This is a genomic window from Rothia sp. 27098_8_29, assembly GCF_041432785.1.
Lineage (GTDB): Bacteria > Actinomycetota > Actinomycetes > Actinomycetales > Micrococcaceae > Rothia > Rothia mucilaginosa.
Window position 1 is genome coordinate 133,226 of sequence record NZ_JAPWAI010000003.1, and the last position, 12,789, is coordinate 146,014.

Below are 12,789 nucleotides of genomic sequence, written 5' to 3' on the forward strand. Positions count from 1 at the left end.
GCATTCAACTAAACACTCAAACGAAAAGGTCAAAATCGTGATTATTGAACGCAATATTGCCCCCTACGTGGTCTTCGCTGAAGACCCGATTCTCAACGCCCTGCAGAAGATTTCTGCTAACGGCCAGCGCATCATCTTCTTGGTGAACGAGTCCGGTATTCTGCGCGGTTCGCTCTCTGACGGTGACTTCCGTCGTTGGCTGATTGCTAACCCCACTGCATCCCTGGAGACCAGCGCCCTGGACGCTGCAAACACCAACCCGCAGACCGCACCGGCTGATGCTGATCCTGAGACCCTGCACGGCTACTTCGCGAAGGGTATCAACCACGTTCCGCTGACCGACGAGCGCGGTCACCTCGTGGCACTGGCAATGGACGAGCAGGACGTTCTGCGCATCGGTAAGCACACCATCAGCGAGGATTCCCCCTCCTTCATCATTGCTGAGATCGGTAACAACCACCAGGGTAGCGTTGATTTCGCTAAGGAACTGGTGGACCTGGCCGTTGAGTCCGGTGCCGACGCCGTGAAGTTCCAGCTGCGTGACATGGACGCCCTCTACCGTCAGCGCGGTGCCGCCACCGCGGGCGAGGACCTGGGCGTGCAGTACACCCTGGACCTGCTCTCCCGCTTCTCCCTGAGCGTGGACCAGATGTACGAGGTCTTCGACCACGTCAAGCAGCACAACATGGATATCATGTGCACCCCCTGGGATGCCCCCTCGGTGCAGGCACTGGTCGACTACGGTATTCAGGGCATGAAGATTGCTTCTGCCGACCTGACCAACCACGAGCTGCTGCGCGACGTCGCATCCCGCGGTCTGCCCATGCTGGTTTCCACCGGTATGAGCCGCGAGGAAGAGATTCGCGAGTCCGTGGCCCTGCTGCGTAACGCTGGCGCATCCTACGCTCTGCTGCAGTGCCAGTCCGCGTACCCGGCACCCTTTAAGGACGTCAACCTGGCGTACATGGACCGCTTGGCTGAGATCGGTCAGTGCCTGGTCGGTTACTCGGGCCACGAGCGTGGCTACCACGTGCCGATTGCCGCCGTTGCTCGCGGTGCAAAGATCATCGAGAAGCACTTCACCACCGACAAGACCCTCGAGGGTAACGACCACACCGTCTCTCTGCTGCCCGAGGAATTCAAGGCCATGGTCCAGCAGATTCGCGAGGTTGAGGCAGCTATCGGTTCTGCCGCTCCCCGCGAGGTGTCCACCGGTGAGCTGATGAACCGCGTGAACCTGGCCAAGTCCCTGGTCGCTACCCGCCACATCGCTAAGGGCGAGGTCGTGACCGAGGCCGACGTGGCTGTGAAGTCCCCCGGCCGCGGCCTGCAGCCGAACCACCTGCCGCAGCTGGTCGGCCGTACCATGCAGCGCGACGTTGAAGAAGGCTCGTTCTTCTTCGAGGGCGACCTGAAGGATGACCTGGTCACCCGCCGCGACTTCAAGTTCGATCGCCCCTGGGGTCTGCCCGTCCGCTACCACGACTACAAGCCGCTGATTGAAGAGGCTAAGCCGGACTTCCTGGAGTTCCACTTCTCCTACAAGGACCTGGACATCAACATCGACGATGTCTTCGACTCCAAGCTGGACATGGGCTTCACCACCCACCTACCCGACCTCTTCGCCGGCGACTTCCTCGTGGACCTCGCCTCGAAGGACCCCGAGGTGTGGGAACGCTCCATCGCCGAGGTGCAGCGCACCATCGACATCACCCGTGACCTGACCCGCTACTTCACCGTGGACGAGGACCCGATCATGGTTGTGACCATGGGTGGCTTCACCAAGGACAAGCACATCCCCGTCTCCGAGCGTGCCGAAAAGTACGAGCGCATCGGCGAGGCTCTGAAGCACCTGGACGCATCCGGCGTGCGCCTGGCCGCTCAGACTCTGCCCCCGTACCCCTGGCTGATGGGTGGCCAGCAGTACCACAACCTGTTCCTGGATCCGAAGGACACTGCAGAGTTCTCGCGTGCGTTCGACACCGCGCTCTGCCTGGACATCTCCCACACCATGCTTGCTTGCAACTTCCTGAACATTCCGCTGTCGGAGGCTGTTGAGCAGCTGGCACCGCTGTCCATCCACCTGCACCTGGTGGACGGTACCGGCGTTGACGGTGAGGGCGTTCAGGTCGGCGAAGGCGATGTCGACTGGGCATCCCTGGGCAAGCAGCTGCGTGAGCTGGCACCGAAGGCATCCTTCATTCCCGAAATCTGGCAGGGCCACATCAACAACGGTGAAGGCTTCTTCACTGCACTGGACCGCCTCGAGAAGTGGCTGTAGAAAGTAGACACTCACTTATGAATTCAAACGGAGTTCCCACGGCCCTGTGGGTCGTTCCGGTTCCCGAGTTTGGTGGAGTAGCTCGGCACGTTGTCGATATGGCACGTGCCGGGCTCCCCGGCTTTAACCTGGTGGTTCTCGCACCCGAGGGTAAGCTCACGAGCCGTCTTGAGGAACTGGGCGTCACCGTCATCAAGGCTGAGTTCGGTCCCGACTACGGTTTTAAGACTTCTTTTGCTTCTTTGCAGAAGGCTATTGAGCAGCTCCGCCCGGATATTGTCCACAGCCACCTGGCGTATGCAGACGTTGTCGCGACTGCTGTAGTCAACGCGCTACGCATCCGTAGCGTTATCAAGCGCGGCACCTGCGTGCCGAAGCTCCTGACCACTGAGCACGGCATTGCCGGTAATGACTCGGTGTACCACGGTAGCTCCTGGCGTTCTAAGCTCATGGAGACCGTGCACCGTGTGCGCCTGTGGGGTACCGATCAGGCGATTGCTGTTTCTCGTTCTACCGCTGATCAGATGCGTGCCAAGTGGGGCGCTCGTGGCGTGGAGCTGGTGTACAACGGCGTGGATATCCCTGAGGTACACGCGGCTGTTGAGCAACAACGTGTTCCCGCAGAGGGAGGTCCGCGTATTCTCTCGCTGTCCCGTCTGTCCCCTGAGAAGGGCATTGACGTGCTGCTGGACGCTTTTGCGCAGCTTCGTGCTGATTACCCGCAGGCTCATCTTGAGATTGCGGGCTCTGGCGATTTGGCGTCCGAGTTGCAGGCTCAGGCTCAGCGTCTGAACCTGGGGGAATCGGTGACCTTCAGCGGCTTCGTTAACCCGATTGAGGCGATGGGCCGTAGCGACATGATTGTTCAACTGTCGGTGTGGGAGAACTGCTCCTACACTCTGCTGGATGCTAAGGCAGCCGGTCTGAAGACGGTCGCTACCGCTGTGGGCGGCAACCCGGAGATCCTGGGCGCCGACGAGCTGGTGGACCGCCAGAGCGCAACCCTGACTCAGGATGTTCTGCAGGCTATGCGCGCGCAGCTACTGAAGGGCGAGTCTGAGCCTTTCACCTGGATTTCGAATGAGCAGATGGCTGCTCAGACAGTTGATATTTATGCACGTGTACTTCGAGGAGGCCGATGATGAGCCAGACTTCGCAGGTTTACGCGCACTTGAATGAGCCCGCTGAGAAACCGGAAGTTTCGCGTTTCTCTGAAGTTGTGTCTCGCGGTAACGATTACGTCCGCCACCAGAGTAGCCAGATTCGAATGCCGGAGTTCATCATGGCATTCCTCTTGCTTTTTGGTGATGCGTTACCGGGTCTTGGTCTGCCCTTCAACCAGGTGGTCGTTATAGTGCTGGCTGTGTATGGTCTGACTCGTAAATCGACTTTTGACGTAAGCCATTTTTCGGGTTTGCGCGCCATCATGTTTATCGCGATGGGTTATCTCGCAATCGTTTCAATTAACGGTGTGCACTCTGAGGACGCCTCCGACTGGACTCGTCGTCTGATTCGTCTAGTTGCTGCGACAGTGTTGATTTGGACTATTGCTGCTGGGCGTCTGCATATTCGTTCTATTGTTCTTGGATACTCGACGGCGATTCTTTTCAACGCGGTAGCTTACTTTGCTGGTTTTGCTCCAGTGACGGGATACTACGGTTACCTGACTGGTTGGCTGGGTGATAAGAACTTCGCGGGTCTGGTATATTGCCTCTTTGGTTTGCTGATTCTGAGCTTCGCCCGTAACAAGATCGAAGTCATTCTTGCCGTTGTGGTTTTCTCTGCTTTGCTGTGGGCTACAGGTTCTCGTACCTCTATTGCGGCGTATGTTGCAGGCCTGATTTGGATTGTCATCGCGAACCGTCTGAAGACTTTCGGTCGCATTGCCTTGGGTGTGGCCCTGTACTGGCTGATTGATATTTTGACCAGTGACTACGCACACTCCGGTGCCTTCGCAGATCGTACCGGTACGGATGCGCTTCGTTCGCTGATTGACCAGGCATCTGAAATTAAGGTTCAGGCAGCTGGCTTCTTCGGCCAGGGGTTGGGCGAGGCATACGTATACCTGGTTCATACTGGATCGAAGACCTGGTTCCTCCATAACTCGTACTGGTCTGCTCTGATTGAGGGTGGCTGGCCATGGATGATTCTCGTTGTCACCATTACCCTGCTCTTTATCGTGAACGTGTTTAGCGGCCAGAAGACACTACCTGCAAGGTTCTATGTTGTACAGGGCGCTGGTGTTGCCATCATGATTTGTGCTTCTCGTCTGGGCGAAGTGTTTTATACCTGGCCGTGGGCTGTTGCCTGTGGCTTGGCTCTGCGCGTGTTGTTGCTTGAACGCGAACAGCGTTTGGGCACTGGCCACGATGAGGCGAGTATCGAAGGCTTCGACGAACGAATTGAAATTCGTGAGGCGGAAGAGAAGTTGCAGCATGCTGCGCCGGTGTGGAAGGAAGAAAATGTCTAAGACTAATCGAGCTCCTGAAGTTAGCGTCATTATTTGTGCACTGAATGCAGCGTCAACTCTTCCCCGCCAGCTTAAGGCTCTGGAGAACCAGGAAACTGAGCTTCCGTACGAAGTGATTCTGGTAGACAACGGTTCAGATGACGACACCCGCGCCGTTATGGAAGCGTGGGCTCAGGAGCCCCGAGAGAATAAGTTCACGGTCAAGGTCGTGGACGCCTCCGCAACTCCGGGTATTCCCGCGGCCCGTAACACTGGTGCACGTGCCGCATCCGGTAGGGTCTTAGCATTCTGTGATGCTGATGATGAAGTATCTCCCCAGTGGGTTCAGGCGTTTTCAGAGGTGCAGGATAAGGAACTGGCAGGTGGCTGGATCCGCGCTTTTGACGCTAATGGCACCCCCCGCCCTGACGCCTTTGGCAAGGGTTTGATTGCTACTCCTTATCTGCCGCACGTAGGCAACTGTAACTGTGCTATTACCCGTGCACGCTTTTTCGAAATAGGCGGCTATGATGAGTCCCTTCCTCGCTACGGCTATGAGGATGTGGATATTTCGTGGCGCCACCAGGAAGCTGACGGCGTGATGCGCTTTATCCCTGAAGCAGAGATTCGTTTTACTCTCTCGGAGGGGAAGAGCTCTATCCGTAAGAAGTATGAGCTGGGTGTGGGACGTGTGCTGATGGCCCGTCGTTTCCCCAAGTATGATTCTGCAACGTATTCGTTGAAGTCTACTGTGACTGGTAGTGTTCAGCAGTTGCTGAATATTCTGCGTCAGGCTGTGACCCAACGTAAAGTTGTTCGTCGTGATGTTGCCAACTGGGTTGCTTCGTTGGGACGTATCCGCGGAAGTATCAAATATTCCGGTAAGAATTATGTACCTGCCCGTAAGCTGGTGAAGGAGTAGAAGGATGGAGAAAGAACTCTACATCGCCACCAATAACGGTGACATGGGTGGCGGCGAGGTCATGCTCCTGAACATTGCTCGTGCAGCCCGTAGCCTTGGCTACAAGGTCACTATCGTGGGTCCTTCCGAGCCGAAGCAGCTTGTGGAAGCTGCTGCGGATGAAGGCTTTGCACGTGTGGTACTGCCGGCTAAGAACCGCGCACAGTATATGGTGGCTCTGCGTAGCTGGCATGCTCGCCACAAGGACGTTCTACTGTGGTGTAACGGTCTGGTCCCGGCAGCGGCAACGGGCGGTCGTAAGAACCGTATCGTGCACTTGCACCAGCTTCCTACCGGTGTGAACGCAAAGCTCGTGCCCTTTGCCCGCCATAAGGCGTCTGTCACCCTGGTCCCGAGCCGCTATGTGGCTCGTGCCTGCCCCGGCAGCGAACTGTTTGCGAACTGGGTCAGCGGCGTATCCACCGAGCTGGATCACCGTGTGGGGGAGCGCCGACTCCGCGTCGGTTACCTGGGGCGTTTGACTCCGTCTAAGGGCATCGCGACCCTGTGCCAGGCGATGAGTTCCCTGAACGCTAACGGCATTGAATACGACCTGGTGATTGGCGGCGAGCCTGTCTTCGCATCTGATGAAGAACGTGCGGAGGTTGAGGATGCGCTAGCTCGTGTTGCTACCTTCAGCACGCGTCTGGGCTGGACTACCCCGGACCGTCTTTTCGGTGATATCGACATGCTCGTTGTACCTTCGATTGCCCCCGAGTCCTTTGGCTTGGTGGTCGCTGAAGCGATGAGTGCACGCGTCCCTGTAATCGTCAGTGACGCAGGTGCGCTATCGGAGGTGCTCGGCGGCGCCTCGTACCCGTACGTTGTGCCTGCTGACCAGCCGGTAGCTCTTGCCCAGGCTATTAAGAGCCTGGGTACTGAGCTTCGAGAAGATACGGATGTGCTGGCGGAGCGAACCTCCGAGCTGTTCTGGCGTTGGCAGGAAAACTACTCGCCTGAAGCAGGTAAGGTCCGTGTTGGTGAGATTCTGGAACGTTTTATCCGCTAAGGTGCTTCTAAACGTATAGGCCATTCTCAACGGATATCCTCTCACTCAAACCCCCGAAGGAAAATTATGACGACTACTCACCGCTACAAGGCTGCGGTTATCATTCCCTCTCGCGGTGGTGCAGATATTCTGCACTACCCGCTGGATGCGCTTGCCGCTCAGACTGAGAAGGACTTCCAGGTTATCGTGGTCCTCGACGGCGATATTGACAACAGCGAAGCTGTGCTTGACCGCTATATTGCGGAAGGCAAGCTGAACCTGACCAAGATTGTTTTCGAGGAGAACCGCGGTCGTGTGGCAGCGCTGAACGCTGGTCACCGTGCGGCTGATGCGGATATCCTCATCCGTTGCGATGACGATTTGGAACCCGATCCCAACTACGTTGCGAACCACCTCAAGTACCATGAGGCTCCCGGTGAGCACGGCGTAATCGGTATCTACTTGAACCAGTTCCCGGACACTCCCTACTCTCGTGTGTACGGTAACTACCGCGACCAGAAGTTCCGTGAAGCTGCGTACCAGGTTGCGCCTGAGAAACGCTGGATTTACTGGGCGGGTAACGTCTCTATGTCGAAGAAGCTCTTCGATGAGATTGGTGGCTACGATCCCGCGTACCGTCTCTACGGTTGGGAAGACGTAGACATGGGTTACGAGGTTGCTCAGCACGGTGGCGAAATCCATATTGCCCCTGAGCTGGCGACTAAGCACTACGTGGCTGCTACCACCACTGCAGTGCGTGCCCTGCGTGCCCTGCACTCGGGTTCTGCCCGCACCATCTTCGTGCGTAAGCACGGCGAGGAAGCGCACCCAGCCCCGAACCCGACGGGTGCATGGGGCTTGCTGGTCAAGGCCCTTGCTCGTTTCACCACGGAGAAGACCATTAAGGCTCTGGGCGATGCGAGCGATAAGATTCTGCTCAAGCTGCCCGCTAAGGCAGCTGAGAAGCTTGTGGCTTTGCAGGTTGAGGCTGCATCTTACGCCGGTATTCGCTATCCTGAGCGTGCTCAGAAAGTTTTCTAGGAGGAAAAGGAAATGTCACTCACTCAGCTCTTGACCTCCGCTCCGTTTACCGGGCCGAAGAACCCCGACGCGGTGCTCGCGGATATCCCGAAGAGCCTCAAGAAGCTTGGCCGCCTGGCGCGCCGTTACGTGCCGCTGGTCAAGCCTGAGGCTACTGAAGAGATCGCGATTGCCCATGACTACCTGACTCAGCGCGGCGGCGCGGAGCGTGTTGTTCTGGCGATGCACCGTGCGTTCCCGGACGCACCGATTTACACGACTCTGTACGACCCGGAGGGCACCTTTCCCGAGTTCAAGGACGCGAAGATTATCACGAGTCCTTTGAACAAGATTGGTTATCTGCGTCGTAACCACCGCATGGCTTTGCCAATTCTGCCGTTTGCTTCTTCTTTCATGAAGGTGCCGGCTGAGCGTACTGTGGTATCAACGACCGGTTGGGCGCACGGCTTCAACTTCGCCGGCCGCAAGTTCATCTACTGCCATTCGCCGGCGCGTTGGCTGTACCTGAGCGATCAGTACTTGGGGGAGAAGAGTACCGGCCCCGTACCTCTGTTGCTGAAAACCCTGCGTCCTGCACTGATGTTGTGGGATCACTGGGCGGCTCACCGCTCGGCGGTGTACGTGGCGAACGCGAGCGTGATTAAGAAGCGCATCGAGAACGTGTACGGCAAGAAGGATGTTCCGATTTTCTTCCCCCCGCACTCGGTAGACACCACCGCACCGGTTGAGCCTATTCCGGGTCTGGAAGAGTTTACCGAATCGGACGATTATTTCCTGATTGTTTCTCGCCTGTTGCCCTACAAGAATGTTGATAAGGCTGTTGAAGCCTGCAATGAGTTGGGCAAGAAGCTCCTAGTGATTGGCCGCGGTCCGGAAAAGGAGCGCCTGGAAGCGCTTGCCGGTCCGACCGTTCGTATCGTTTCGGGCGTTTCGGACGCGCAGCTACGTTACGCATACCGTCACTGCCTGGCACTGCTGGCTATCTCTTATGAGGACTTCGGCATTACTCCGCTGGAAGCGGGTGCTAGCGGCAAGGCCGTGATTGCGTACCGTGCGGGCGGCTTCCTGGATACCATTCAGGAAGGCAAGACCGGTATGTTCATCAACCAGCCGACCGTGGAGCAGCTGGTGGAAGCTCTCAAGGCTTTCAACCCGGACGACTGGGATGCCGACTACATCCGTGAGCACGTTGACGGTTTCTCGGAGGCTCGTTTTATCAGCCGCTTGAAGACCTACATGCAGGCTTTGCCCGAAGACTAAAAGAGCTCGGCCCATAGAAGAAGGCGGGGCGGTAGAACTATATAGTTCTACCGCCCCGCCTTCTTTATTCGTTCTGATGGCCTTAGCGGGCTTCTAAGAGCCCCTTGGAGAGCAGCTCAGGAATAAAACCCTCAATCTGCGGTCCCATGATCTCTATGGGCTGTTCATACATTTCGCAGAGCTCGTCGATAGCATCCTGCAGAGACATCGGGTCTTCAAAAATACTCCAAATAATGGAGGCAGAATCCTGAAGAACAGACAGCTCACCGTTGGCAAGATTCGCGAGATAAGTTGCCGTGGGGGAGTACTTAGCGAACTCTTCAGAATGAACATATGCGATGTTCTCTGGGATGCCGTATACGGTCTGAGGGGAATCTACCGGATTGCTCATTTCTTCACCTTGATTCCGAAACGTTCAAAGAACTTGGCGTACACCTCCGCGCGGGTGGGGGTGTGCCCCAGCTGCATGGCGAGGTGGTCCTTGTTCACAAGGAAAATATTTTTGAGGGTGCGCAGCTTATCGCGCAGGGTGGTCGCTGACTGCAGGCGTCCAATCCACTGAATATAGTGGGGGACGTCCTGCGAGACCGATAGCCACAGCAGGTAGTCGCGGTCGCCACGATACTGCTCCAAGCCGCCCATGGCCGCGCTATATGCGAGGGAGGAATCAAGTTCTTCCGCGCGGGCTCGCAGACGCTCCCAATCACTGTAGGAGAGCAGAGAGACCAGGTAGTTAATATCAGCGCTGTAGCGTGACGCTGCGCGGGCACGGTGAAGTACCACGAGAAGACGCGCATCCAGATCGCTGGGTACAGTGCAGGGACGGTGAGCGATCATACGGGTCTTACGCGCCGCCCAGATACGGTCAAACGCCTTCTCATAGTCGCCGTGGCGTCCTAGACCGGGGAAGAAACGATGAATATCAGTCAGACCCCACGAAGCGTGGTAGAGCGTCATTGCATGCTCGAAGACAGAGCCTGTTTCGAAGTGGGCTTGGATACGCCATCCATCTGCCAGAAGGATCTCTACAAAGCGGTCCACGTGAGAGGGACGGACGAGCAGGTCGGCATCGGAGCTGTACCTGCCCTTGCGGTAAATTTCCTGGGAGAAAGCGTAGCCTTTGACATGCAGAATATCGATGGAATGCATGTCGGCAATCCGCTGGAAGTAGGCGTGCGCAAGCCGAATCCGTGCCGCAAGAGGAGTGGTCTGCGGCTCCGGGGTATTGGGTGAGTGAGTGGTCACAATAGCCTTTCGGTGCACATATATACCAGATAAGTATAAGGCGGGATGGGCAGAAAATACTGCCCATCCCGCCCTAAGTCGCTCCCTATGATTTAGGGCGCTAATTACGTTATTACTTCTTAGCAGAGGACTTCTTCGACGACTTCTTGTCGCCGTCCTTGCCGTAACCGTAGTAGGTGGAGTAACCGACGTACGAGCTTGCGTAACCGAAGCCGTAGTAGGAGTTACCCAGGCCCTTACGGGGTGCACGGTTCAGAACCATACCGAAGAGGTTAGCGTTGACCTTCTTCAGGGTGCTTGCAGCCTCAGTCATCTGCTCACGGTGGCTTCGACCGATAGAAGCAACGAGGATTACGCCATCCACCGAGTGGGAGAGCAGCGAAGCATCGGTCACGGGCAGCAGCGGCGGAACGTCGACGACCACGATGAACTCTTCGGAGAGCTCGTTGATCAGCTGGCGCATCTTATCCGAGCCCAGAAGCTCGGAGGGGTTCGGGGGGATGCGGCCTGCGGGCAGGACGAAGAGGTTCGAATCGCCTAGCTGGTGTACAGCGTTAGCAATCTCAACCTGGCCAGCCAGAACCTGGGTCAGACCAACCTTAGCGTCGAGCTTCAGCTTCTTAGCCACGGTCGGGCGGCGGAGGTCGGCGTCAATGAGGATGACGGGCGAACCTGCGTCAGCCATTGCACGAGCCAGCGACAGCGACACGGTCGACTTACCTTCACCGGGCACCGCGGAGGTGACGATGAACGAACGAGGGGGAGTGTCAACGTTCACGAAGCGCAGGTTGGTACGCAGCTGACGGATGGACTCCTGAGCGATGTGGTCGTCGGTGTCACCGTTAACGATGTTCTCTTCGTTCAGGTCATCACTGACGGGTAGAACACCCAGGATGCTTGCGCCGGTTGCCTTGGTAGCGTCGTCACGGGTGCGGATGCGCTGATCCAGTGCGCGGCGCAGGAAGATAGCCAGGTACACCAGCGCCAGGCCAGCAGCGGCACCAACGAGTACATTCTGCTGGTAGTTCGGAGCCACCAGCGGCGGGTTCACGCTTGCGTTGTTCAGCGGAATCACACGGACGGTGTTGCTGGTGGTGGGGGATGCGCCAGTGTTTTCGCCGTTCACCAGTGCCTGAGCGTTACCGGGGTTCTGCTCAATTTCCTTAATGTAGTCGGCAGTAGCCTGCAGTGCACCGTTAGCGAGCAGCTGTGCGTTCTTCGGGGAAGAAGCCTGCGCGCTCACGGTAATCAGTGCAGCGTTGTCACCTGCGGTTGCGGTGAGGCTCGCACGAATCTGACCGGTGGTCAGGGAGAGCTCGGGGTTGTTCTGCTTAATCTTCTGTGCCACGGCCTCGGAAGAGACGATAGCTGCGTAGGAGCGAGCGCGTTCCTTAGCGGCGGAAGAACCCGAGAGGACATCCACAGTGCCGGACTCGCCCACGGTCACGTAGCCCGAGGACGATGCAGCGTAGACCTTCGGCTGGAGAGAGGCATAGCCGAAGCCCGCTGCGGCACCGACAACGATGCCAATGATCAGCAGCCAGAGGTTAGCCCTCGTGGTGCGGAAAAATTCCAAAATGGTCATGGTAGTGAGAATACTCCAGAAAGTTTGAGTTAGTGTACCTGCAAAGTGGAGTGTTGTTGCAGGCGGTGAAGGGATACGGAAATCCCCTGGTGTTTATTAGCGGAGCAATCCGAGCAGGTAGCTACCGTAACCGCTCTTGACGAGGGGGGTAGCAATGTCGCGCAACTGCTCATCGGAGAGCCAACCGTGGCGCCACGCAATTTCCTCCGGGCAACCAACCGACAGACCCTGACGGCTCTGGACAGTGCGGATGAAGTTAGTGGCATCAGCGAGTGAATCAAAGGTTCCGGTATCGAGCCACGCAGTGCCGCGAGGTAGAACCTCAACCTTCAGTTTACCCTGTTCCAGGTAGACGCGGTTGAGGTCAGTGATTTCCAACTCACCGCGCGGGGAAGGCTTGATCTGGCGTGCATACTCTACAACCTTCGAGTCGTAGAAGTACAGACCCGGAATAGCGTAGTCGCTCTTGGGGTTCTCAGGCTTCTCTTCGATGGACAGCGCGTTGAAGTCCTCGTCGAACTCCACCACACCGTAGGCGCGAGGGTCAGCAACCCGGTAAGCGAAGACGGTTGCGCCGTCCTTCTGCTCGTAGGTGGCAAGCTGAGTACCCAGGCCAGGACCGTAGAAGATATTGTCGCCGAGCACGAGCGCCACGGGGTCGTTGCCAATAAAGTCTGCGCCCAGAATGAATGCCTGTGCCAGGCCATCCGGAGAAGGCTGCACCTTGTATTCGAGATTAATACCGAAACGGGAACCGTCACCGAGCAGCCGCTGGAACTGCTCCTGATCGGTAGGAGTGGTAATAATCAAAATATCGCGGATACCCGCCAGCATGAGAGTGGACAGCGGGTAGTAAATCATCGGCTTGTCATAGACCGGAGTGAGCTGCTTGCTAATACCCTGAGTGATAGGGTGCAAACGGCTTCCGGTACCGCCGGCAAGAATAATTCCCTTCATAACATCTTATTGTGTCATGTTT

Annotated in this window: 11 protein-coding genes; 7 read left to right on the forward strand and 4 right to left on the reverse strand. The window is 57.1% G+C overall.

Annotation, left to right across the window (positions count from 1 at the left end; genetic code table 11):
• Positions 1 to 37 precede the first annotated feature (37 nt).
• From O3649_RS06500 to O3649_RS06530, 7 genes are all read left to right on the forward strand, one after another.
• Entirely contained in the window at positions 38 to 2,281 is a 2,244-nt protein-coding gene (locus tag O3649_RS06500; protein ID WP_371573384.1) for an N-acetylneuraminate synthase family protein, read from the forward strand.
• A 17-nt stretch (positions 2,282 to 2,298) separates the two neighbouring features.
• A complete protein-coding gene (locus tag O3649_RS06505) occupies positions 2,299 to 3,423 on the forward strand; it encodes a glycosyltransferase (protein WP_371573386.1) in 1,125 nt (374 codons plus the stop codon).
• Entirely contained in the window at positions 3,420 to 4,751 is a 1,332-nt protein-coding gene (locus O3649_RS06510; protein WP_371573388.1) for a hypothetical protein, read from the forward strand. The genes O3649_RS06505 and O3649_RS06510 overlap by 4 nt, the downstream gene beginning before the upstream one ends.
• On the forward strand, positions 4,744 to 5,652 hold the full coding sequence (locus tag O3649_RS06515) for a glycosyltransferase family 2 protein (RefSeq protein WP_005508902.1): 909 nt from the start codon (positions 4,744 to 4,746) through the stop codon (positions 5,650 to 5,652). Before O3649_RS06510 ends, O3649_RS06515 begins: the two co-directional genes overlap by 8 nt.
• A gap of 4 nt (positions 5,653 to 5,656) precedes the next feature.
• Positions 5,657 to 6,700: a glycosyltransferase family 4 protein gene (locus O3649_RS06520; RefSeq protein ID WP_371573391.1), complete on the forward strand. Its 1,044-nt coding sequence runs from the start codon at positions 5,657 to 5,659 to the stop codon at positions 6,698 to 6,700.
• Between the two features lie 66 nt (positions 6,701 to 6,766).
• Positions 6,767 to 7,720: a glycosyltransferase family 2 protein gene (locus O3649_RS06525; protein ID WP_303970352.1), complete on the forward strand. Its 954-nt coding sequence runs from the start codon at positions 6,767 to 6,769 to the stop codon at positions 7,718 to 7,720.
• A 12-nt stretch (positions 7,721 to 7,732) separates the two neighbouring features.
• Positions 7,733 to 8,980 (forward strand): glycosyltransferase, encoded by a 1,248-nt coding sequence (locus tag O3649_RS06530; protein ID WP_371573394.1) that lies wholly within the window; start codon positions 7,733 to 7,735, stop codon positions 8,978 to 8,980.
• 82 nt (positions 8,981 to 9,062) lie between these two features.
• Here the strand turns inward: O3649_RS06530 and O3649_RS06535 are convergent, their stop codons facing one another.
• The 4 genes from O3649_RS06535 to rfbA form a co-directional block, all read right to left on the reverse strand.
• Positions 9,063 to 9,371 (reverse strand): PqqD family protein, encoded by a 309-nt coding sequence (locus tag O3649_RS06535; protein ID WP_371573396.1) that lies wholly within the window; start codon positions 9,369 to 9,371, stop codon positions 9,063 to 9,065.
• Entirely contained in the window at positions 9,368 to 10,225 is an 858-nt protein-coding gene (locus tag O3649_RS06540; protein WP_044143501.1) for a nucleotidyltransferase family protein, read from the reverse strand. Before O3649_RS06540 ends, O3649_RS06535 begins: the two co-directional genes overlap by 4 nt.
• Before the next feature lie 112 nt (positions 10,226 to 10,337).
• On the reverse strand, positions 10,338 to 11,810 hold the full coding sequence (locus tag O3649_RS06545) for a polysaccharide biosynthesis tyrosine autokinase (protein WP_371573398.1): 1,473 nt from the start codon (positions 11,808 to 11,810) through the stop codon (positions 10,338 to 10,340).
• A gap of 96 nt (positions 11,811 to 11,906) precedes the next feature.
• Positions 11,907 to 12,767 (reverse strand): glucose-1-phosphate thymidylyltransferase RfbA, encoded by an 861-nt coding sequence (rfbA, locus tag O3649_RS06550; RefSeq protein ID WP_005508895.1) that lies wholly within the window; start codon positions 12,765 to 12,767, stop codon positions 11,907 to 11,909.
• Between the last annotated feature and the right edge of the window lie 22 nt (positions 12,768 to 12,789).

Excerpts from the sequence above, each read along its gene's own strand:
- O3649_RS06505 (WP_371573386.1), top strand. The coding sequence starts at position 2,299 with ATGAATTCAAACGGAGTTCCCACGGCCCTGTGGGTCGTTCCGGTTCCC.
- O3649_RS06510 (WP_371573388.1), top strand. The coding sequence starts at position 3,420 with ATGATGAGCCAGACTTCGCAGGTTTACGCGCACTTGAATGAGCCCGCT.
- O3649_RS06515 (WP_005508902.1), top strand. The coding sequence starts at position 4,744 with ATGTCTAAGACTAATCGAGCTCCTGAAGTTAGCGTCATTATTTGTGCA.
- O3649_RS06520 (WP_371573391.1), top strand. The coding sequence starts at position 5,657 with ATGGAGAAAGAACTCTACATCGCCACCAATAACGGTGACATGGGTGGC.
- O3649_RS06525 (WP_303970352.1), top strand. The coding sequence starts at position 6,767 with ATGACGACTACTCACCGCTACAAGGCTGCGGTTATCATTCCCTCTCGC.
- O3649_RS06530 (WP_371573394.1), top strand. The coding sequence starts at position 7,733 with ATGTCACTCACTCAGCTCTTGACCTCCGCTCCGTTTACCGGGCCGAAG.
- O3649_RS06535 (WP_371573396.1), bottom strand. The coding sequence starts at position 9,371 with ATGAGCAATCCGGTAGATTCCCCTCAGACCGTATACGGCATCCCAGAG.
- O3649_RS06545 (WP_371573398.1), bottom strand. The coding sequence starts at position 11,810 with ATGACCATTTTGGAATTTTTCCGCACCACGAGGGCTAACCTCTGGCTG.
- rfbA (WP_005508895.1), bottom strand. The coding sequence starts at position 12,767 with ATGAAGGGAATTATTCTTGCCGGCGGTACCGGAAGCCGTTTGCACCCT.